The 19,927-nt window shown below is 68.7% G+C and carries 21 protein-coding genes; 10 read left to right on the top strand and 11 right to left on the bottom strand.

The window, feature by feature from the left end; all coding sequences use genetic code 11:
• Positions 1–43 precede the first annotated feature (43 nt).
• Positions 44–523, top strand: a complete 480-nt coding sequence (locus tag JOE30_RS03075) for a MarR family transcriptional regulator (protein WP_307806045.1) — start codon at positions 44–46, stop codon at positions 521–523.
• An 18-nt stretch (positions 524–541) separates the two neighbouring features.
• Here the strand turns inward: JOE30_RS03075 and JOE30_RS03070 are convergent, their stop codons facing one another.
• Positions 542–1,018, bottom strand: a complete 477-nt coding sequence (locus JOE30_RS03070; RefSeq protein ID WP_204869343.1) for an alpha-isopropylmalate synthase regulatory domain-containing protein — start codon at positions 1,016–1,018, stop codon at positions 542–544.
• A gap of 239 nt (positions 1,019–1,257) precedes the next feature.
• Between JOE30_RS03070 and JOE30_RS03065 the strand changes: the two genes are divergently transcribed.
• Complete coding sequence (locus JOE30_RS03065) at positions 1,258–2,445, top strand: AAA family ATPase (RefSeq protein WP_204869342.1); 1,188 nt, start codon at positions 1,258–1,260, stop codon at positions 2,443–2,445.
• A 32-nt stretch (positions 2,446–2,477) separates the two neighbouring features.
• On the opposite strand, the gene JOE30_RS03060 is transcribed toward JOE30_RS03065, so the two are convergent.
• Both JOE30_RS03060 and JOE30_RS03055 read right to left on the bottom strand, forming a co-directional pair.
• Entirely contained in the window at positions 2,478–3,686 is a 1,209-nt protein-coding gene (locus JOE30_RS03060) for an acetyl-CoA C-acetyltransferase (RefSeq protein WP_204869341.1), read from the bottom strand.
• The gene (locus JOE30_RS03055; RefSeq protein WP_204870732.1) at positions 3,683–4,288 is read right to left on the bottom strand and encodes a TetR/AcrR family transcriptional regulator; all 606 of its coding nucleotides are present in this window, start codon (positions 4,286–4,288) and stop codon (positions 3,683–3,685) included. Before JOE30_RS03055 ends, JOE30_RS03060 begins: the two co-directional genes overlap by 4 nt.
• 223 nt (positions 4,289–4,511) lie before the next feature.
• On the opposite strand from JOE30_RS03055, the gene JOE30_RS03050 reads away from it, so the two are divergent.
• The 4 genes from JOE30_RS03050 to JOE30_RS03035 all read left to right on the top strand — a co-directional run bounded on the left by JOE30_RS03050 (position 4,512) and on the right by JOE30_RS03035 (position 8,991).
• Complete coding sequence (locus JOE30_RS03050; protein ID WP_204869340.1) at positions 4,512–6,758, top strand: bifunctional diguanylate cyclase/phosphodiesterase; 2,247 nt, start codon at positions 4,512–4,514, stop codon at positions 6,756–6,758.
• 92 nt (positions 6,759–6,850) lie between these two features.
• Positions 6,851–7,834, top strand: a complete 984-nt coding sequence (locus JOE30_RS03045) for an NADPH:quinone oxidoreductase family protein (RefSeq protein WP_204869339.1) — start codon at positions 6,851–6,853, stop codon at positions 7,832–7,834.
• A gap of 41 nt (positions 7,835–7,875) precedes the next feature.
• A complete protein-coding gene (locus tag JOE30_RS03040; RefSeq protein WP_204870731.1) occupies positions 7,876–8,217 on the top strand; it encodes a carboxymuconolactone decarboxylase family protein in 342 nt (113 codons plus the stop codon).
• Positions 8,218–8,226: 9 nt separating this feature from the next.
• The gene (locus JOE30_RS03035) at positions 8,227–8,991 is read left to right on the top strand and encodes a deoxyribonuclease IV (protein ID WP_204869338.1); all 765 of its coding nucleotides are present in this window, start codon (positions 8,227–8,229) and stop codon (positions 8,989–8,991) included.
• A 1-nt stretch (position 8,992) separates the two neighbouring features.
• Here the strand turns inward: JOE30_RS03035 and JOE30_RS03030 are convergent, their stop codons facing one another.
• The 6 genes from JOE30_RS03030 to JOE30_RS03005 all read right to left on the bottom strand — a co-directional run bounded on the left by JOE30_RS03030 (position 8,993) and on the right by JOE30_RS03005 (position 14,489).
• Entirely contained in the window at positions 8,993–10,255 is a 1,263-nt protein-coding gene (locus tag JOE30_RS03030) for a multidrug effflux MFS transporter (protein ID WP_204869337.1), read from the bottom strand.
• A gap of 50 nt (positions 10,256–10,305) precedes the next feature.
• Positions 10,306–10,791 carry a DUF309 domain-containing protein gene (locus tag JOE30_RS03025; protein WP_204869336.1) on the bottom strand — a complete coding sequence of 162 codons (486 nt, stop codon included), beginning with the start codon at positions 10,789–10,791 and terminating at the stop codon, positions 10,306–10,308.
• A gap of 10 nt (positions 10,792–10,801) precedes the next feature.
• Positions 10,802–11,749, bottom strand: a complete 948-nt coding sequence (locus tag JOE30_RS03020; RefSeq protein WP_204869335.1) for an aldo/keto reductase — start codon at positions 11,747–11,749, stop codon at positions 10,802–10,804.
• Positions 11,750–11,810: 61 nt separating this feature from the next.
• Positions 11,811–12,329: a VOC family protein gene (locus tag JOE30_RS03015; protein WP_204869334.1), complete on the bottom strand. Its 519-nt coding sequence runs from the start codon at positions 12,327–12,329 to the stop codon at positions 11,811–11,813.
• A gap of 176 nt (positions 12,330–12,505) precedes the next feature.
• The gene (locus tag JOE30_RS03010) at positions 12,506–13,468 is read right to left on the bottom strand and encodes a DNA-3-methyladenine glycosylase (RefSeq protein ID WP_371831701.1); all 963 of its coding nucleotides are present in this window, start codon (positions 13,466–13,468) and stop codon (positions 12,506–12,508) included.
• The gene (locus tag JOE30_RS03005) at positions 13,458–14,489 is read right to left on the bottom strand and encodes an oxidoreductase (protein WP_307806044.1); all 1,032 of its coding nucleotides are present in this window, start codon (positions 14,487–14,489) and stop codon (positions 13,458–13,460) included. Before JOE30_RS03005 ends, JOE30_RS03010 begins: the two co-directional genes overlap by 11 nt.
• Positions 14,490–14,625: 136 nt before the next feature.
• Here JOE30_RS03005 and JOE30_RS03000 point away from each other — a divergent pair, with 136 nt between their 5' ends.
• Positions 14,626–15,111 (top strand): ribonuclease H, encoded by a 486-nt coding sequence (locus JOE30_RS03000; protein ID WP_204869332.1) that lies wholly within the window; start codon positions 14,626–14,628, stop codon positions 15,109–15,111.
• 9 nt (positions 15,112–15,120) lie between these two features.
• Here JOE30_RS03000 and JOE30_RS02995 read toward each other — a convergent pair whose 3' ends face one another.
• Together JOE30_RS02995 and JOE30_RS21605 are read right to left on the bottom strand one after the other, a co-directional pair.
• Positions 15,121–15,387 (bottom strand): hypothetical protein, encoded by a 267-nt coding sequence (locus JOE30_RS02995; protein WP_204869331.1) that lies wholly within the window; start codon positions 15,385–15,387, stop codon positions 15,121–15,123.
• A 48-nt stretch (positions 15,388–15,435) separates the two neighbouring features.
• Entirely contained in the window at positions 15,436–15,996 is a 561-nt protein-coding gene (locus JOE30_RS21605; protein ID WP_204869330.1) for a DUF4190 domain-containing protein, read from the bottom strand.
• Positions 15,997–16,114: 118 nt separating this feature from the next.
• On the opposite strand from JOE30_RS21605, the gene JOE30_RS02985 reads away from it, so the two are divergent.
• The 3 genes from JOE30_RS02985 (at position 16,115) to lon (ending at position 19,880) form a co-directional block, all read left to right on the top strand.
• Positions 16,115–16,930 carry an alpha/beta fold hydrolase gene (locus JOE30_RS02985; protein ID WP_204869329.1) on the top strand — a complete coding sequence of 272 codons (816 nt, stop codon included), beginning with the start codon at positions 16,115–16,117 and terminating at the stop codon, positions 16,928–16,930.
• A gap of 43 nt (positions 16,931–16,973) precedes the next feature.
• Entirely contained in the window at positions 16,974–17,369 is a 396-nt protein-coding gene (locus JOE30_RS02980; protein ID WP_204869328.1) for an OsmC family protein, read from the top strand.
• A 192-nt stretch (positions 17,370–17,561) separates the two neighbouring features.
• Positions 17,562–19,880, top strand: a complete 2,319-nt coding sequence (lon, locus tag JOE30_RS02975; RefSeq protein WP_204869327.1) for an endopeptidase La — start codon at positions 17,562–17,564, stop codon at positions 19,878–19,880.
• Positions 19,881–19,927 lie beyond the last annotated feature (47 nt).

The raw sequence follows: 19,927 nt of genomic DNA, 5'->3' as shown, positions 1-19,927 counted from the left end.
TGTCTCGATGATCGAGTAATACGATAGGTGACATACTGGTGCCGTGGACGAAGTCGACGCAACACCTCCGGTGGACACGGACGTCATGGACCTGGTGCACGGCCTGCGTGCGCTCGTCGTCGAGCTCGACCTGCTGGGTGCGGGATTCGCGGACAAGCACCGTATGCACAGCACCGACGTGCGGGCATTGATCGTTCTTCTCGATGCTGCTCGTGCCGGTCGAACGGCTACTCCGTCCTGGCTGCGGACGCAGCTGGGCATCACCTCGGCGACCGCGACGGCACTCGTGGACAGGCTCGAACTCGCAGGCCATGTCGAACGGCAGTCGGTGGTCGGTGATCGCCGCAAGGTGGCCCTGAGGGTCACCGACAAGGCGCAGCGACTGGGCTCGGAGTTCTTCGGCCCGCTGATCCTCAGGGCGGCCACGCAACTCGCCGAGTTGTCGGACGACGACCGAGCAACCATCCGGCGGTATCAGTCCGCGATGCTGGCCGCCATCAGATCCGGTGTGCCGGGCTCGTGAGACCGGTGTAGCGACCGACTACCGGTTCTGTATCCGATTGGCCGCGGCGACAAGGGCTTTGGCGGTCGACTCGGTGGGATCCGAGCCCGTCCCCATGGCCCACGCGGTGCGGTGATCCTGCTGGCCGCGGATGTAGGTGACGTATCCCGTCTCGGTGATCTGCTGGTGGAACGACAGGATCTCGAGGTTGACGCCGGCGTCGTAGAGCATCGACGTCATGGCCTCGGCGGGTCCGTGGCAGACGATCGACGAGCTGCGGATGGTGTCGCCGATGGCGAGCGTGGCCGTGAACTCGAACCTGCCCGCACCCTTCGGCGCGCACTCTGCGGAACCGAGCCGGATGGGGCCGGACGTGGGCGAGTAGGTGTGGACGAACTCCGCGAAGGACATGCCGTCAGCCTCCGCGCGCAACCCGTGCGGCAGAGCCGACGAGGCGTGAATGGCAGCGGAACTGTGCGAGAAGTGTTCGGTGAGAGAATGTGCGCTGGTGCTCATGTCGCTGGGGTCTTTCCGGTGAGAGGAAGGACCGACGGGCGCTCGTTCGACCCGCAGCGGGGGGTCGGTCCGAGATCAGACCCCGCTGCGGTGAACTACGAGAATGCGCGACATGACCCCAGAGTAGCCGCGTCGCGGCGTCACAGGCAAGGGTTCGGTTCTCGATCGCTCTCTGTTCGGTTCTAGGACACGCGCTAGAGAAGGGCAGAGAACGCTACCGTCGTTGCTACCGTCACGCCATGGACCCCGTTCGCAACCCGTACGCCCCCGGCGCCGGCCAACGGCCGCCCGAGCTCGCCGGCAGGTCGAAGCAACTGGACGCGTTCGACGTGGTGCTCGAGCGCATCGCGCGCGGTCGGCCCGAACGCAGTGTCGTGCTCACCGGGTTGCGCGGCGTCGGAAAGACGGTGCTGCTGAACCACCTGCGATCGGCCGCAATCTCGCGGAAGTGGGGGACCGGGAAGATCGAGGCCCGCCCCGACCAGGATCTGCGGCGACCCCTGTCTTCGGCGCTGCACATGGCAGTGCGGGAGATCGCGGTGGCGCATCGCGATCCCGAACGTGTGGACCAGTTCCTCGGCGTGCTGAAGTCCTTCGCGCTTCGTGCGTCCGCCGACAAGGGCATGCGGGACAAGTGGCAGCCCGGCATCGACGCGCCCGCCCTCAAGGGGCGCGCGGACACCGGCGACATCGAGATCGATCTGGTCGAACTGCTGCTCGACGCCGCGTCGCTGGCTCGGGACGTCGGCGTCGGTATCGCCATCTTCATCGACGAGATGCAGGACCTCGCGGCGGAGGACATCTCCGCGATCTGCGGCGCGTGCCACGAACTGAGCCAGGATGCGGCGCCGCTGATCGTCGTCGGCGCCGGCCTGCCCCACCTCCCGGCGGTGCTGTCCGCGTCGAAGAGCTACTCGGAGCGCCTGTTCAGCTACCACCGGATCGACCGGCTGGACCGCGCCTCGGCGGATCGTGCTCTCATCGCCCCGGCCGAGCGTGAAGACGTCGAGTACACGAGCGAGGCACTCGACGCGCTCTACGAGGCCGCGGACGGGTACCCCTACTTCGTTCAGGCGTACGGCAAGGCCACGTGGGACCTGGCCGCGGACAGTCCCATCACAGTCGACGACGTGCGGGTCGCGGCGCCGACTGCCGAGGACGAGCTGGCCGTCGGATTCTTCGGATCCCGTTACGAGAGAGCCACTCCCGCCGAACGTGAGTACATGCGAGCGATGGCCGACCTGTCCGGCGACGACGGCCCCGTCTCCACGTCGAAGATCGCCGTGGAGCTCGGCCGCAAACCGGCGTCGCTGTCCCCCGCGCGCGACGGGCTGATCAAGAAGGGACTGATCTACTCCGCCGAACGCGGGTCGATCGGCTTCACCGTCCCCCACTTCGGGCGGTACCTGAGAGCGCAGGCCGACTAGCGCGTCGGCCTGCGCACCGGTTCCAGAACCGGCTACGAGGCTGCAGGAACGCGCAGGATGAGTGCGTCGCCCTGTCCGCCGCCGCCGCACAGTGCAGCGGCGCCGACTCCGCCGCCGCGTCGCTGCAGCTCGAGTGCGAGGTGCAGGGCGATGCGGGCGCCGGACGCGCCGAGGGGGTGACCGATGGCGATGGCGCCGCCGTTGACGTTGACCTTCTCGGGATCGATGCCCAGTTCGCGGGTGGAGACGATGCCGACGGCGGCGAACGCCTCGTTGATCTCGACGAGGTCGAGGTCGGTCGGAGCGATGCCCTCCTTGGCGCACGCGGTGGTGATGGCGTTGGCGGGCTGGGACTGCAGTGAGGAGTCGGGTCCGGCGACGACGCCGTGAGCACCGATCTCGGCGAGCCACGTCAGTCCGAGTTCCTCGGCCTTGGCGCGGCTCATGACGACGACGGCAGCGGCGCCGTCGGAGATCTGCGAGGCGGAGCCTGCGGTGATGGTGCCGTTCTTGTCGAACGACGGGCGGAGCTTGGCGAGGCTCTCGGTGGTGGTGTCGGCGCGAATGCCCTCGTCGCTGGTGACGACGACGGGGTCGCCCTTGCGCTGCGGGATGCTGACGGGGACGACCTCGTCGTCGAAGACGCCGTTCTTCCAGGCTGCGGCGGCACGCTGGTGCGACGCGGCGGCGAAGGCGTCCTGCTCCTCGCGGGTGACGAAGCGGGTGTCGGCGTTGCGGTCCTCGGTGAGGGCACCCATGGCCTGGTCGGTGAAGATGTCGTACAGGCCGTCGTAGGCCATGTGGTCCTTCATGGTGACGTCGCCGTACTTGAATCCGCTGCGGCTCTTCTCGAGCATGTGCGGGGCGAGGGACATCGATTCCTGGCCACCGGCCACGACGATGTCGAACTCTCCGGCGCGGATCATCTGGTCGGCGAGGGCGATGGCGTCGACACCGGACAGGCACACCTTGTTGATGGTCAGAGCGGGGACGCTGAGGGGGATACCGCCGGCGTGGGCGGCCTGGCGTGCGGGAATCTGGCCCGCACCGGCCGTGAGGACCTGGCCCATGACGACGTACTGGACCTGGTCGCCGCTGATGCCGGCCTTCTCGAGGGCGCCGGCTATGGCGATGCCGCCGAGGTCCGAGCCGGAGAGGGTCGACAGCGATCCGAGCAGGCGGCCGATGGGAGTGCGGGCACCGGCCACGATGACGGACGTGGTGCCGGAAGATGCGGTCATGCTGTTTCCTCACTGGTGGGGGCAGATGTGATGGTGGACGAGGCGGGGTCGATCCCCAGAGCGGTCAGAGCCATGGTGGACAAACGGTGTCGGAGCAGCGACGCGGGCACGCGGCCCATCGACTGCGGAGTGGAGTTGAGCAGACCGAACGCCGCGTGTGCCTGGACGCGAGCGTCGTCCTCGGAGCAGTCCGAGTCCAGCTCCCGCAGGGTGCGGACCCAGATCTCGACGTAGCGGCGCTGCAGCGAGCGCACCGATCGCTGGGCATCGGTCGGCAGGTTCGCGAGATCGCGGAACTGGATCTCGATGAGGCGCGGCGAGGTCATGGCGAAATCGAGGTGGAACGCGACCAGTTCGTGCAGCGTCGGCAGCGGTGCCGACCCTCGCGCCAGGACCTCTTCCCCTCCGGCGTGGAGGTACTCGGAGATTCCCACCAGCAGTTCGACGAGGACGGCTTCCTTGTTGGGGAAGTGGCGATACACGGCGGGACCGCTGATACCCACCGCGGCGCCGAGGTCCTCGAGGCGCAGACCGTGATATCCACGCTCCGCGACGAGGACGGCGGCGGCGTCGACCAGTGCGCTGCGGCGCTCGGCCTTCATGCGCGAACGTTCGGTGGACGCGGAGCCCGCCGCGATACGGTTCACCACTCGGGCCTCCCACCTGTCGTCGGTCGCGAGCAGCCAGTTTACCGTATTCGGTTAGTGGCCATTCACTTGGTGACCGCACTCTCTTCGCGGTGTTCCCGCGATGCTCGCCGGTCGGCGGCGGTACATTCATTCCGTCCATGTCGGTCGGGGTCACGAGAGAGGCAGCATGGTCTCGATGTCCTCGCCGACCCGTTTTCTCGTGGTCGGTGCGCTCGCGATCGCGGTGTACGCGGCGCTTCCGCCCGGCGTGGTGTCCAACGCGCTGTACTGCGTCGTCGCCGTGGGTGCGGTGGCGTCCATTCCGGTCGGAATCCGCACACACCGCAAGGTGAGCACCCATTCATGGTGGATCGTCGCGACGGCCCTGTCGTTCTGGGTCGTCGGCGACATCGCGATCGCGGTGATGGAGTATTCGGGTGGGGGCGTACCGCTCCCGTCGGTGGCGGACGCCGCCTACGTCCTCGGGTACCTGCTCATCGTCGTGGCCCTCCTGTCGGTTCGCAGCTCGGGAACCCCGATGCTGAGTCCGGCGGACGGCCTCGAAGCCGCGATCATGACCGCGGGGGTGGGTCTCGCGTCCTGGGTCGTGGTGTCGGGTCCCCGCGGCGAGCGTGTGCCCGACGCCGGCACCTGGCTCGGCATCTTCTACACCGAGGTCGACGTCTTTTTGCTGGTGCTGCTCGTCTTCGTCGTCCTGAAGCGACGGGCGGGCTCCACCACCCATTGGCTCCTCGGTGCGGCCACGGCGCTGATGGTGGTCGCCGACTACACCTCGTACGTGGTGGTCGCGGACGGTCCCGCCGTGAGCACGATCCTCAACGTCTGCTGGCTCGCGTCCTATGTGCTCTTCGGTGCGGCGGCGTTGCGACACGACGAGCGTCCGCGTGTCAGCACCATCAGCCGTGCGCAGACGGGGATGGCTCGACTGATCCTGCTGACCTCGGCCGTGGCGATGACGCCGGTCGTCATGAGCATCGAACTGATGCGAGGTACTCCGGTCACTCGCTGGGGGCCCGCGGTGGTGATCGCCGCCTCGATCATCGTCGTCCTCGGCGCCGTGCGGATGACCTCGTTCCTCACACTGCTGCAACGACAGTCGCGGGCACTGCGCGTCGCGGCCGACACCGATTCCGTCACGGGACTGGCGAACCGTGGCCGGCTCGGGCGTCGGCTGCACGAGATCCTCGGTCCGGAGGGCCGCGACGGCGTGGCCCTGGTGCTGGTGGATCTCAACCGCTTCTCCGACATCAACCAGACCTTCGGCTACGCGGTGGGGGATCACGTGCTCGCGGAGATCGGCCGCCGACTCGTCGACACGGTGGACTCGTCGGCGACGGTGGGGCGTCTCGGGGGTGACGAGTTCGCCCTCGTCCTGCCGGGCCCCGTCGACAGGCACGACGCCGTGGCGGTCGCCATCGCGGCGCAGCGTGCAGTCGGCGCCCCGCTCGAGGTGCGGGACATGAAGTTGACGCTGGAAAGCAGTGTGGGTGTGGCGCTGTCGTCGGACACGCCGCATCCGCGATCCGAGGAGCTGGTGCAACGGGCGTACGCCGCCGTGGTGGCCGCGAAGTCCCGGCAACCGCGACTGGCCGTCTACGACCACACGATGGACATCGACAGGATCGATCAGCTCCGCAGGATGGGCGAGTTGGAGGACGCCATCACGGGCGGCGAGCTCGAGGTGTTCTTCCAGCCCCGCCTCGACCTGCGCACCGGAGCTGTGTCGGGAATGGAAGCCCTTCTGCGGTGGCGACATCCGCGCGAAGGGCTGCTGCTGCCGGCCGCATTCCTGCCGAGTGCGGAGCAGACCGGCATGCTTCCGGCCGTCACCTCGTTCGTCATCGACACGTCGATGGCCGCGTGCCGACGCTGGCGTCTGGCGGGATTGGACATCGACGTGGCCGTCAACCTCTCCGTCCGGGATCTCGTGGACTCCTCCCTGGCGTCGAAAGTGCGAACGGCTCTGGACGACCACGGGCTTCCCGGACACGCCGTCGTCTTCGAGGTCACCGAGTCGTCCGCGATGACCGACCCCGAACGATCCATCGACACTCTCGAAGCGCTTCGCGCCCAAGGGGTCTCGCTCTCGATCGATGACTTCGGCACGGGGTACAGCTCCCTGACGTATCTGGCGTCGCTTCCGGTGCAGCAGCTGAAGATGGACCGTTCCTTCGTCACCTCGCTCGCGTCGGACTCCGCCAACCTCGCGATCGTCCGATCCACCATCGCTCTCGCGCACAGCATGGGTCTGCACATCGTGGCCGAGGGCGTCGAGGACCAACACACCCTCGACGTGCTGCGCGGACTCGGATGCGACGCGGTGCAGGGCTTCCACATCGCGCGGCCGGTTCCCGCGGGCGACGTCGTGAGCACCGTGAAGGCCGTGAACTCCGCAGTGGGCGCCACTCGTACTGCTGTGTGACCCAGCGCACCGGCGACAGCGGGTTCTTTGTAACCTGAGGCTCGAGTCGACTCGCACCACCCCTCGACCGTCGACCGGCGAAAGGACAGTCCGTGCGCGCAGTGCAGGTGACCACCCTCGAAGGCCCCGAAGCCCTCACCCTCACCGATCTCGACGAGCCCACTGGCGACGGCGTGGTGATCGACGTGCGTGCGGCCGGCGTGGCTTTCCCCGACGCCCTCCTCAGTCGTGGGCTCTACCAGTACAAGCCGGACCTGCCGTTCGTGCCCGGAGGCGAGGTCGCCGGTGTCGTGCGGTCCGCGCCCGAGGGTTCGGGATTCGCGCCCGGTGACCGGGTGGCGGCACTGACCGGATTCGGGGGCGGCATGGCCGAGGTGGCGGTGACGACCCCCGATCTCGTCTTCGCGCTGCCCGACGCCGTCTCGTTCGAGGCGGGAGCGGGACTGCTGTTCAACGATCTGACGGTGCACTTCGCGCTCCGCGAGCGAGGACGTCTGGCGGAGGGCGAGACCGTCCTGGTCCACGGTGCCGGTGGCGGCATCGGTACATCGACGTTGCGCCTCGCTCCGGTACTGGGAGCGTCACGCACCATCGCCGTGGTGAGCAGCGAGGCCAAGGCCGAGGTCGCTCGCGCCGCGGGTGCCACCGATGTGGTGATGCTGCAGGGTCCGAACGGCGAGGGCTGGAAGGACGCGGTCAAGGAACTCACCGGTGGCCGCGGAGTCGACATCGTCATCGACCCCGTCGGCGGAGATCGCTTCACCGACAGCATCCGGTCGCTCGCGCCCGCGGGCCGTCTCGTGGTCATCGGCTTCACCGGTGGCGACATCCCGACGGTCAAGGTCAACCGACTGTTGCTGAGCAACGTCGAGGTCGTCGGCGCCGGGTGGGGTGCGTGGTGGATGAGCCGGCCCGGCTACACGACGACTCAGTGGGCCGAGCTCGAGCCGCTGTTCGCCTCGGGCGCGCTGGTGGCGCCGGAGCCTGTGGTGTACCCGCTCGAGAAGGCCGGCGAGGCCATCGCGTCTCTCGAGAACCGCACCGCCACAGGCAAAGTCGTGGTGAGCCTGCAGTGAGCGATGCCTATCGGGACGGTCTCGCGGTCCGCCGCGAGGTGATGGGCGAGTCCTTCGTCGCGGCCGCCCTCGAGAACAGCACGGGCACCGACTCGGAGGCGTTGCAACGCCACGTCACCGAGCACGTGTGGGACGCAGTGTGGAACAGGCCGGGCCTCGATCGGCGGAGTCGGAGCCTGCTGAACATCGGCATGCTCATCGCCCTGCGGGCCGAGCAGGAGCTCGGCGGGCACATCCGCGGCGCCCTCACCAACGGTCTGACCCGTGAGGAGATCGTGGAGTCCGTGGTCCATGCCAGTGGTTACTGCGGCGCGCCGGCGGCGCTCGCGGCGATGCGGGTGGTGCAGCGAGTGCTCGACGAGGAGCTGGGTCCGCTCGAGTAAGGTCGGGACATGCGTATCGGTGCACACGTCCGCAACTCGGAGAACCCGCTCGGCGAGGCCGAGGATCTCGACGTCGACCTGCTGCAACTGTTCCTCACGGACCCGCAGAAGTGGAACAAGCCCGTGGTCGGCTCGGGCCTCGAGGCGGTCCGGGACAGTGCGGTCGACATCGTCGTCCACTCGTCCTACGTCATCAACGTCGCGAGCCTGAACAACCGCATCCGCATCCCGTCCCGCAAGGCCGTCGCGCAGCAGGCCGAGGTGGCCGCGGAGGTCGGTGCCCTCGGGTTGGTGGTCCACGGTGGACACGTCCGCGACGGTGAGGATCCCGCCGAGGGAGTGGCCAACTGGCGCAAGCTCTTCGAACGGCAGGCCGAGTCCGGCGGATTCGCGGTTCCGATCTGGATCGAGAACACCGCCGGCGGCGACTTCGCCATGGCGCGGCGCTTCGACGCCATCGCTCGCCTCTGGGACGCCGTCGGGGAGTTCGGAGCAGGGTTCTGCCTCGACACGTGCCACGCCTGGGCCGGCGGCGAGGACCTCGTGGACGCCGTGGAGCGAGCCAAGGCGATCACCGGGCGCATCGACCTGGTGCACCTGAACAATTCTCGTGACGAGTTCGATTCGGCCCGCGACCGTCACGCCAATCTCGAGAGCGGCGAGATCGAGGCCGAGGTGCTTGCCGCCGTCGCCGCCGCGGCGGACGCTCCGGTGATGCTGGAGACGCCCGCCGACGGCATGAAGGACGACGTCGCGTACCTCCGCTCGCTCTGAGTCAGATCGCGTCGGCGGGTACCGGCTTCTCTGACCGGACGCTCGCGAGAGCGAGCAGTGCGATGGTCGCGCCACCGGTCATCGCGATGGCCATGGCCGGGCCGTCGTTGCCGAGGACGCCCACCAGGGGCGCGATGAGCGCGCCGATGCCGAACTGCGCGGCACCCAGCAGAGCGGCAGCGGTGCCGGCCGCCTCACCGTGCCGTGACAGAGCGAGCGCCGGGGAGTTGGGCATGACGAAACCTGCCGACGCCAGCACGAACAGCACGGGCACCATGAATCCGACGATGCCGCCTGCTCCGGTGGTGGTGGTGACGATCAGGGCGGCGCCGGACGCGGCCATCGCGACCAGTGCCACAGTGACGATCCGCTGCGGGGTGAAGCGCTGCAGCGCCAGGACGTTGAGTTGCGACGCGCTGATCAGTGCGACGGCGCCGATGCCGAACACCAGCGCGAACTGCTGCTCGCCGAGTCCGTAGCCGTCCTGCAGTACGAACGAGCTGCCGGAGATGTACGCGAACAGCGCGGACATACCGAGGCCGGCCACGAGAACGAGGACCACGAATCGGCGGTCGCCGAGCAACGATCCGTAGGTCCGCAGAACGGGCAGGATCTCGTTGGGTCGGCGACGCTCCTCGGGGAGCGTCTCCTTCAGCAGGAACATCGCCACGAGCATGAGAGCGGCACCCACGACCGCGAGCCCGGCGAAAACGCCGCGCCACGATCCGTGGATGAGGACGAGGCTGCCGAGGCTGGGTGCCACGATCGGCGCGACACCCATGACCAGGACCAGGCGTGACATCACGGTGGCTGCGGCCCGGCCGTCGAAGAGGTCGCGGACGATGGCGATCGCGATGACCATGGCGGCGGCGGCACCGAAGCCCTGCAGGGCTCGGGTCACACCCAGGATGCCGACGGTCGGCGCGATCATGCACAGGAGCGACGCGACGATGTGGATCATGGTTCCGGCGATGAGGGGCCGCCGACGTCCCAAGGAGTCCGAGAGCGGCCCGATCACCAGCTGTCCCACGGCCAGTCCGATGAGGGTGCCGGTGAGGGTGAACTGCACCGCGGAATCCGTGGACCCGAGGTCCTCCGTGATCGCGGGCAGCGCCGGGAGGTAGACGTCGATCGTGAGCGGCCCGAGCGCGACGAGGGCGCCGAGAACCAGGATGGTGCGAAGCCTGGAGGGTGCGGCCGGCTGGTCGGAGGTACCGACTGCCGTGCCGGGAGTCGCCGAGGTGGTGCGGGAGTCTGTCGTCACCCGGGGTGCAGCACCGCGCGGCCGCGATGTGTTCCCGATCCGTGTGACGGTCAGGTGAACTGTCGGCGATGCGTGAGGTGCGGGACGGTCGGGACGGGAGACTCCCCGCGGTCCAGCGCTGCCACCAGAAGGTCGGCCCACTGCATCAGGCCCGAGATGTCGATGTCGTGGGGTGCTTCGGCGTACGTCCCGATACGGTCACGTCCCTGCGTCAACAGAGAGGTGGCTCCCACGCGATTCCCTCGCAGCAGGTGGGTCAGACCGACGGCGAGCTGGGCCAGGCCCTGCCACAGTGCACGTTCTTCGGGCGTGCTGATCTTCCATGTGCCTTCGAGAATCTCGTGCGCGTGAAAGGGCATGCCGTCGTCGAGGAGTTGCTGGGCATGGACGAGGGACTCGGTCGGCGGAAGCTGGACGTCGTCCGGAATGCGCTCGACGCCCTCGGACCCGCGGGGCAGGGGACGTCCGAGCCCGTCGCGGGGCCGACCGTTCTGCGGCCGGCCCTCGGGGTTGCGCTCTCGTCTCGGCGTGACCACCGAGACGACGCTACTCGCCGACCTTGTCCGACAATGCGGTCAGACGGTCGAGCTCGTCGGCGGTCAGCGAGAAGGCCGGGGCGTCGGTAAGGGACGTGAGCTGCTCGAGGCGGCTCGCACTGGCGATGGGTGCCACGATGCCGTTGCGGGAGAGCAGCCACGCCAACGCCACGGTCGGGATCGCGGAGCCGTGAGCGTCCGCGATGTCGGCGAGCGCCCCGACGACCTCGAGGCCGGCGTCACTGAAGTAGCCGGACGTCATCGCTGCACGGGGTGTGCCCTCGATGTCGGCACGCGTGCGGTACTTGCCCGTCAGGAAGCCCGAGGCGAGCGCGAAGTACGGGAAGACGCCCAGCTGGTTCTTCTCGGCGACCTCCATCAGCTCCGGCTCGTAGCTGCGGCGATGCACCAGGTTGTAGTGCGGCTGCAGGGCCACGGGGGCGTCGAACCCTTCGCGCTGGGCGATGTCGATCCACTGGCGCGCGCGCTCCGCCGTGTAGTTGGAGATACCGACGTACCGCACCTTGCCGGCCTTCACGAGTGCGTCGAAGGCGGCCACCGTCTCCTCGAGCGGGGTGTCCGCGTCGTCGAAGTGTGCGTAGTAGAGGTCGATGCGATCGGTCTGCAGACGCTGCAACGACGCGTCGGCCGCGGCAGCGACCGTGCCCGCGGCCAGACCTTTGAACTGCGGGTGCTGGCTCACCTTGGTGGCCAGGACGACGTCGTCGCGCCGGCCCGTCGAGGTGAACCACGTCCCGATCACCGTCTCCGACTCGCCGCCCGAGTTGCCGGGTGCGAAGGCCGAGTACGAGTCCGCGGTGTCGATCAGCGAACCACCGGCTCCGAGGAAGGACTCGATGATGCGGTGCGAATCCTGCTCGTCGCTCGTCCACCCGAAGGTGTTGGCACCGAGTGCGAGCGGGAAGACGTCCAGGTCCGAGGTTCCGATACGAGTCATGTTCGGTGCAACACCTACGCGACCGCGCTATTTCCGTCCGGCACCGAGTGAGTGGCGCCCATCAGGACAGCGCCGCCGTGCTGACGCCGATTCCGCCCGTGGTGTCGGCCCCGTAGCGAGCGATCTCCGCGTCGAGGTCCAGGGGCGCGACGGTGGAACGGCCGCGCAGAACTGCGTCGTCGATGCGGTCCGCGGGAACGAGCCAGGCGATCTCGAACTCGATGCCGTCGGGATCCTGGCCGTAGAGACTCTTGGACGTCGAGTGATCGGATGCTCCGACCAGCGCTCCCGCGGCGGCCAGCTTCTCCCGCAGGTCGACGAGGTCGGACAGCGTCTGCACCTCCCAGGCCAGGTGGTAGAGCCCGACGGTGCTGCGGCCGGCCGGGGATGCGCCCGCTTCGTCGCCGATGGAGAACAGCCCGAGATCGTGGTCGTTCGTGCTGTCCGGCGCCTGCACGAACACGGCGCGATCGCCCATGGACATGACGACGCGGAAACCGAGCACGTCGGAGTAGAAGCGTGCGCTGCGCTGGGCGTCGCGCACGTAGAGCACGGCGTGGTTCAGGCGGGAGATGGCCATGAGAGGTCCCTTCGGATCGGGGCGGTGTTGTTAGCTTGAAGCTTCAACTTCACACTGTACCCCGGTTGTTCCCGCAGCTGTGTGGACACAGCCTGCGTGAAGCGAACACCCGCTCCTGCGTGCGGGAGGTCGTGTGCGCTCACGGGTACCTGTGCGCACACACCTTCCAGCGTCCGTCAGTGGTGGCGGTGGTCGGTGACCACGGTGCGCGGGCCGAACTTCGGGCGCACGGCCGTTCCGCTGACCTCGAGCAGGCGCACCGCGCGATAGCGGTGCGGCCGGATCGGCGCCAGGTACTCGAGCATCTCGTCGTCCGTCATCGGCGCCCCCGTCAACGTCCATCCGATCACCGACGCGAGGTGGTAGTCGCCGACGGACAGAGCGTCCGCATCCCCCAGCGCCCGTTGCATCACCTCGGCCGCGGTCCACACGCCGATTCCGGGAACGTGGCGCAACCGGCGCTCGGCATCCTCCCTCGTCATGGACACGATCGGTTCGAGCTTGTCGGCCAGGGCGGCGCTCCGCACGATCGTCTTGGAGCGCTTCGGATCCACGTTCGCCCGGTGGAACTCCCAGGACGGCACCCGTCGCCAGACCTCGGCGGGCGGCGGTACTCGCATCCCCGCGGGCGCCGGTCCTGGTGCCGGCTCGCCGAACTTCGAGAGCAGGTAGCGCCATGCCGCGAAGGCGGCGACCCCGTGCACCTTCTGCTCCAGAACGGCCGGGACAAGCGCTTCCATGACCTGCCCGGTGCGGCCGATGCGCAGATGGGGAAACCGACGATGAGCCTCTGCGAGGATGCGGTGCTCGGGCGCGAATCCATCGGCGTGATCTTCCATGCCCACGAGCCCCGGGAGAGTGTCGAGGAACTCCGCGGTGCCGGCGCCCCAGGCCTCGCAGGTCACCTCGAACCTGCCCACCTGGCGGAGGCGATACGTCACCGGTCCCGTGCGAAACCGTGAGGTGCGCCAGATCGACCCGTCGGCCTCCACCCGATGGGCCGGATCGCCGGCTCCGCGGCGGTGTGGCGACAACGAATATCGCAGGGCGAGTGGACGATCCGAGGTGAGCGTGATCTCCACCGCGCCGCTGCGAGGAGTATGACCGGGGTCGAGCACGGGAAACGAGCTAGCCGACACGGACGAGGGTGCGACCGGTGGTGGCCCCGTCGCGCAGGGAGTCGAGCACTCCCGCCACCTCGTCGAGAGTCACCTCGGTGGTGACCTCGGCGAGCCGACTCGGGCGCAGGGAACCGGCCAGGTCGTTCCACAGGATGCGGCGGGCCTCGATGGGCAACTGCACCGAGTCGATGCCCAGCAGAGCCACTCCCCGGAGAATGAAGGGCAACACCGTGGTCGAGAGCCCGGCTCCCCCGGTGAGCCCGCTGGCGGCGACCGCGCCGCCGTACCTCGTGGTGCTCAGGACGTGCGCGAGGGTCTTCCCGCCGACACAGTCGACCGCGGCGGCCCACTGCGCCTTGCCGAGGGGACGCGGCGCCGCGTCGGGGTCCTCGGGGAGGCGGCCGATGATCGACGCCGCGCCGAGTGTGGTCAGCAGGTCGTGCGCCGACTCCTTGCCGGTGGAGGCGACCACCTCGAAACCGGCCTGCGACAACAGGTCCACGCTGACGCTGCCGACCCCACCGCTCGCTCCGGTGACCAGCACCGGACCGTCGGACGGGGTGAGGCCGCGGGCCAGCAGGGCCTGCACGCTCAGGGCGGCGGTGAAGCCCGCGGTGCCGATGGTGGCGGCGTCTGCCGTCGACAGTCCGTCCGCGAGCGGCACGACCCACTCGGCCGGAACGCGCGCGTACTCGGCGTAGCCGCCGTGACGTCCGGTACCGATCTCGTAGCCGTGTGCCACGACGCGGTCGCCGACCGACACTGCGCCGGACGTCGAGGAGACCACCACACCGGCGAGGTCGATGCCGGGGACGATGGGGTACTCCCGCACCACCCCGCCCTTCGGGGTGACGGCCAGCGCGTCCTTGTAGTTGGCGCCCGAGTACTCGACGCGGACGACCACCTCGCCCTCCGGCAGGAACGACAGGTCGACCGTCTCGGACGTCAGATCCACACCGTCGTCGGTCTGCCGGGCGACCAGGGCGCGGAAGTTCTCCGGGATCTCGGTGGCGGATCGATCGTCGGTCGGCGAGGTCACGTGGCGTCTCCCTGTGTCGGTCCAGATCGAGGTCTGGGCTGATGGTTCGCGTTCGAGAGTAGGCCGAGGCGTCGACAGGGTGTGCGCTCGGCGCGGGACCGCGGATTTGTCGGTCCTCGGCCGTACTGTCTCGAGGGTGATCATCGTGAGTACCGACGGTTCGTGCCTGAAGAACCCCGGCGGGGCCATCGGCTGGGCCTGGGTCGACCACACCGGTCCGTCCGCCTCCGGCGGCGAAGCTTCCGGCACTAATCAGATCGCCGAGCTCAGGGCGTTGTACGAGGCCGTGGCCGCGCATCCGGGTCCCGAGCCGATGCTCATCGAGTCGGACAGTCAGTACGCCATCAAGTGCGCGTCGGAGTGGCTCGCCGGGTGGAAGCGCAAGGGCTGGCGCACGTCCACGGGCGGGCCGGTGCGCAATCTGGAACTGGTCCGGGCGATCGATCGCGCCATCACCGAGCGCGAGGGTCCGGTGCGGTTCCGCTGGGTCCGCGGACACGTGGGCAACCAGTTCAACGAAATGGCCGACGAGCTGGCCGGAATAGCCGCGCGGGCGATTCGAGACGGTTCGCTGACGCCGTGCGAGCCGGTGGGAACGCAGGAGCCGGTCACCCTCTTCTAGGGCACCGACTCACTCCTGGCGAGCGGTCTGCTTGTCGTCCTTGTCGCCGGCGGTGACGTCGCGCGGACTCGGAGCGGGCAGATCCTTGCCCTCGTCCACAGCTGCCTCACTGCGATCGAGGGTCGGCGCCGGCTCGGCCTCGGCGTGGTTGTCGAACTCGCGCACGGCTTCGTCGCGTTCGCCCTGGCTCTGCGCGGTGTCGGCGCCGGTACCCTTGGATTCCTCGCGCGGGTCGATGGACGCGGTGTCGACGGGCTCGTTCACGGAATCACTCATGAGCACCGGTGTGCCCGGTCCGACTCGTGATCAACCCTTCCGCACCCGTCACGGCGTCGGAGCAGGCGTCAGGGTCACCGAGAACTGGTTCTCGATGTTGTTCGTGAACTCCTCCTGGCACTGCTGCACCCGGTCCGCGTTGCCCCCGGCCTCGCTGAGGCAGGTCGCGAGGTCGCGTCCACCGATCTCGTTGAACACCCAGACACTCAGGGCGATGAACACCGCGCCACCGATGATGCCGAGCACACCCAGCACCAGGCCGGTCGTGGCGACGCCGCCGTTCGTGGCCTCGCGGCGCTTGACTCGGCCGCGGCCGAGCACCCCGAGCACCACGGCGATGATGCCCAGGAAGATGCCGAATCCGAAGGTCCAGAAGGCCAGGATCGACAGGATGCCGAGGATCAGCGCCGCTATTCCCACGCCGTTCTTCGGGCTTACCGGGGGCTGGCCGTAACCACCGTCGTAGCCGCCGGGTGGTGGGTACTGCCCACCACCCGGACCGGGCTGCTGGCCGTACTGAGGCTGTTGCCCGTACTGAGGCTGCTGGCCGTACGGCGGTTGCCCGCCGTACTCGGGCTGCTGGCCGTACTCGGGCGTGGGACCGCTCACTGGTCTCTCCTGACGGGCGACTCGGCTGATGCCTCGCACTGTAGCGCCGGACGGCACCCTCGGCGCGTGTGCGTGATCGCACCGTTACCGCAGGTGTCCGATGGGGTATCTCAGCAGGATGAGTACGTGGTCCGTCAGCGACGGCACAGTCCTGCACTACACCGACCAGGGAACGGGGCGGCCGCTCGTGATGCTGCACGGGTGGGGATTCAGCGGCCGCTTCTTCGACGGCAGTGTCGATCGGCTCGCCGAGCACGCCCGCGTGATCACCGTCGATCTGCGCGCTCACGCCGATTCGGAGGATCCGGGCCACGGCTACCGGGTGTCGAGGTTGGCCAAGGACGTCCGCGATCTGCTCGTGGGGCTGGAGCTGACGGACGTCACCGTCCTGGGGTGGTCACTGGGTTGTCCGGTGATCTGGAGCTACCAGGAGCTGTTCGGCACCGACCTGCTGGCGCAGGCGATCTACGTCGCCCAGACCCCGCGGCAGTACCGGACACCCGAGTGGACCCTGGCGCACACCAGCATCTTCGACGACGCGTCGTTGGCTGCCGTGCAGGGCCGCGTGACGTACGACCGCGAGAACTTCGACCGGGAACAACTCGACGAGATCACCGCCACCGACCTCCCCGCCGAGCGCGTCGAGGTCCTCCTCGCGGAGATGGCCAAGATGTCCTCGCAGGCGCGCAACGCGGTGATGGCGGACCACACCCACCACGACTGGCGTGATCTGCTGCCGGTACTCGAGCTGCCGTCGCTGGTCATGGTGGGCAAGCACGACAAGGCGTTTCCGTGGGAAGCGGCACAGTACGTGGGCGACACGATTCCCGGCGCGCGCACCGTCGTGTTCGAGAACAGCAGTCACGCACTGTTTCTCGACGAGCCACGGAAGTTCGAGGACGAGGTGCTCGGCTTCCTCGCCGAGCGCTCCTGACCTCGGTGGTTTGCGGACAGCGGTTCGCGGACACCCGGCAGACATGAGCCAAGACCTGTACACCGCCACTGTCACCGCGACCGACGGATCGATCTCCTCGAGCGACGACGTGCTCTCCCTCGATGTCCACGAGCCCGCCGACCTCGGCGGTCCCGGTGGGGCGACCAACCCCGAACAGTTGATGGCCGCTGCACTGAGTTCGTGCCTGCTCGAGTCGCTGCGCATCGCCGTCGGTACCGCGGGCGGATCGCTCGACGGTGCATCGGTGGAGGGACAGGTGACGCTGTCCTCCGCGGACGGCGCGGGTTATGACGCGGCCTACCGCCTCGGCGTGACGCTGCCGGGTGTCGACAACCCTGGCGACGTGCTGGAGCAGGCTCGGTCGATCTGCCCGTTCCTGAAGACCGTCACCGGCGTGGACGTGACGCTCAGCGAGTGAGCGCCGCATCCTGATCGTTTCCCGCGGGTGTATCGACTCGCCGTAGTGGTTGCAGGCGCTGCGGGAGCATGGAACGCCTGCGGGAATCTTCCGCAGTCCCGCCGTGTCCGCCTCCAGCGAACGCCCTCATCTGCGGGAACACCGGGGCCCACCGCCAAGTTGAGCTGATCACGCTGAACTTTGGAGGACCCCATGAGCGAATCGACTCGCTTGCCCGTTCTGTTCCTGACCGACCCCGTCGTACTGCCCGGCATGGTCGTGCCGGTGGAGCTGGACGACGCCGCGCGCGCCACGGTGGATGCCGCGCGGAGCAGTGCCGACGGCAGGGTGCTCATCGCGCCTCGCCTGGACGACCGCTACCCGGCCTACGGTGTCGTGGCCACCATCGTGCAGATGGGCCGACTCGCCACGGGTGAGCCTGCGGCGGTGCTCAAGGCCGAGAAGCGTGCGCACATCGGGTCCGGCGTGAGCGGCCCCGGCGCAGCCCTGTGGGTGGAGGCCGAGCTCGTGTCGGAACCCGAGCCCACCGAGGAGGTGCGCGCTCAGGCGGCCGAGTACAAGAAGCTGGTCCTCGCGATGCTGCAGCGTCGCGACGCCTGGCAGGTGATCGACACCGTGAACCGGATGACGGATCCGTCCGCGCTCGCGGACACCGCCGGATACGCCTCGTGGCTCACTGACGTCCAGAAGCGTCAGCTGCTCGAGACACCCGACGTGGCGACCCGTCTCACCGTTCTCACCGGCTGGATCACCGACCACCTCGCCGAGGTGGAGGTCACCGACAAGATCGCGGGCGATGTCCGCGACGGTATGGAGAAGACGCAGAAGGAGTTCCTGCTGCGCCAGCAACTCGCTGCCATCCGCAAGGAGCTGGGCGAGGGCGAGCCCGACGGTGCCGACGACTACCGCGGACGCGTCGAGTCCGCAGATCTGCCCGACTCGGTTCGTGAGGCAGCGCTGCGCGAGGTGGGCCGACTGGAGCGCTCGAGCGACCAGAGTCCCGAAAGTGGTTGGATCCGAACGTGGTTGGACACCGTCCTGGAACTGCCATGGGCGGTGACGACCGACGACAGCACGGACATCGTGGCGGCGCGCGCCGTTCTCGACGCCGACCACCACGGACTCGACGACGTGAAGGATCGCATCACCGAGTACCTGGCCGTCCGGTCGAGGCGCGCCTCTCGCGGTATGACGGTGGTGGGCGGACGCGGATCCGGTGCCGTCATGGTGCTGGCCGGCCCTCCCGGCGTGGGCAAGACCTCGCTGGGCGAGTCGGTGGCGAAGGCGTTGGGCCGCAAATTCGTTCGCGTCGCCCTCGGTGGCGTGCGCGACGAGGCCGAGATCCGCGGGCACCGGCGTACGTACGTCGGCGCCCTGCCGGGCCGGATCGTGCGTGCGATCGCCGAGGCAGGCTCGATGAATCCCGTCGTCCTGCTGGACGAGATCGACAAGATCGGGTCGGACTTCCGCGGTGATCCCGCGGCGGCACTGCTCGAGGTGCTCGATCCGGCTCAGAACCACACGTTCCGGGACCACTACCTGGACCTCGATCTGGACCTGTCGGACGTGGTGTTCCTGGCGACCGCCAACGTGATCGACCAGATTCCGACCGCGCTGCTGGACCGCATGGAACTGGTGACCATCGACGGCTACACCGAGGACGACAAGGTCGTCATCGCGCGAAACCATCTGCTTCCGCGGCAGGTCGACCGCGCTGCACTGACCGACGCCGAGGTGACCGTCACCGACGCTGCGCTCCGCAGGATCGCCGCCGACTACACCCGTGAGCCCGGCGTCCGTCAGTTCGAGCGACTGCTGGCGAAGGCGTTGCGCAAGGTGGCGACCGAACTGGCGCAGGACGAGCGGCCCATCACGGTGGACGAGCCCGATCTGGTCACCTACCTCGGACGGCCCCGCTTCACCCCCGAGGCGCACGAACGCACCGAGGTCCCCGGTGTCGCGACGGGCCTGGCCGTGACCGGTCTGGGCGGCGACGTCCTGTTCATCGAGGCGAGCTCGACGGGTGACACCGCCGGCCTCACCCTCACCGGTCAGCTCGGCGACGTCATGAAGGAGTCGGCGCAGATCGCGCTCTCCTATGTGCGGTCGCACGCGGCGGAACTCGGGGTGGACCCCACGGCGCTGGACAAGGCGATCCACATCCACGTGCCGGCCGGTGCCGTACCCAAGGACGGCCCGTCCGCGGGCGTCACGATGGTCACCGCGCTGGTGTCGATGGCGACGGGGCGTCCCGTGCGGTCCGACGTCGGTATGACGGGCGAGGTCTCCCTGAACGGTCGGGTACTCCCGATCGGCGGGGTGAAGCAGAAGTTGCTCGCCGCTCAACGCGCCGGACTCACCACCGTGTTCGTTCCCGCGCGGAACGAGCCAGATCTCGACGACGTGCCGGCCGAGGTGCGGGCCGCCGTCGATGTCCGGCCCATGTCGGACGTCGCCGATATCGTCGCCCGGGCTCTCGAACCTGCACGGGAGCAGGTCGCCGCGGCCTGACCACGGAATGAGCGGGGCAGCGCAGAGGTTGCTCGACGTAAGGGTGG

Source organism: Rhodococcus sp. PvP016 (assembly GCF_017832185.1).
In the GTDB taxonomy this organism is placed as follows: Bacteria; Actinomycetota; Actinomycetes; order Mycobacteriales; family Mycobacteriaceae; genus Rhodococcoides.
Note: the sequence above shows the minus strand (reverse complement) of the source record. Positions and strands in the feature narration are given on the sequence as shown.

Excerpts from the sequence above, each read along its gene's own strand:
- JOE30_RS03070 (WP_204869343.1), bottom strand. The coding sequence starts at position 1,018 with ATGAGCACCAGCGCACATTCTCTCACCGAACACTTCTCGCACAGTTCC.
- JOE30_RS03065 (WP_204869342.1), top strand. The coding sequence starts at position 1,258 with ATGGACCCCGTTCGCAACCCGTACGCCCCCGGCGCCGGCCAACGGCCG.
- JOE30_RS03060 (WP_204869341.1), bottom strand. The coding sequence starts at position 3,686 with ATGACCGCATCTTCCGGCACCACGTCCGTCATCGTGGCCGGTGCCCGC.
- JOE30_RS03055 (WP_204870732.1), bottom strand. The coding sequence starts at position 4,288 with ATGAAGGCCGAGCGCCGCAGCGCACTGGTCGACGCCGCCGCCGTCCTC.
- JOE30_RS03050 (WP_204869340.1), top strand. The coding sequence starts at position 4,512 with ATGTCCTCGCCGACCCGTTTTCTCGTGGTCGGTGCGCTCGCGATCGCG.
- JOE30_RS03040 (WP_204870731.1), top strand. The coding sequence starts at position 7,876 with ATGGGCGAGTCCTTCGTCGCGGCCGCCCTCGAGAACAGCACGGGCACC.
- JOE30_RS03035 (WP_204869338.1), top strand. The coding sequence starts at position 8,227 with ATGCGTATCGGTGCACACGTCCGCAACTCGGAGAACCCGCTCGGCGAG.
- JOE30_RS03020 (WP_204869335.1), bottom strand. The coding sequence starts at position 11,749 with ATGACTCGTATCGGAACCTCGGACCTGGACGTCTTCCCGCTCGCACTC.
- JOE30_RS03015 (WP_204869334.1), bottom strand. The coding sequence starts at position 12,329 with ATGGCCATCTCCCGCCTGAACCACGCCGTGCTCTACGTGCGCGACGCC.
- JOE30_RS02995 (WP_204869331.1), bottom strand. The coding sequence starts at position 15,387 with ATGAGTGATTCCGTGAACGAGCCCGTCGACACCGCGTCCATCGACCCG.
- JOE30_RS02985 (WP_204869329.1), top strand. The coding sequence starts at position 16,115 with ATGAGTACGTGGTCCGTCAGCGACGGCACAGTCCTGCACTACACCGAC.
- JOE30_RS02980 (WP_204869328.1), top strand. The coding sequence starts at position 16,974 with ATGAGCCAAGACCTGTACACCGCCACTGTCACCGCGACCGACGGATCG.
- lon (WP_204869327.1), top strand. The coding sequence starts at position 17,562 with ATGAGCGAATCGACTCGCTTGCCCGTTCTGTTCCTGACCGACCCCGTC.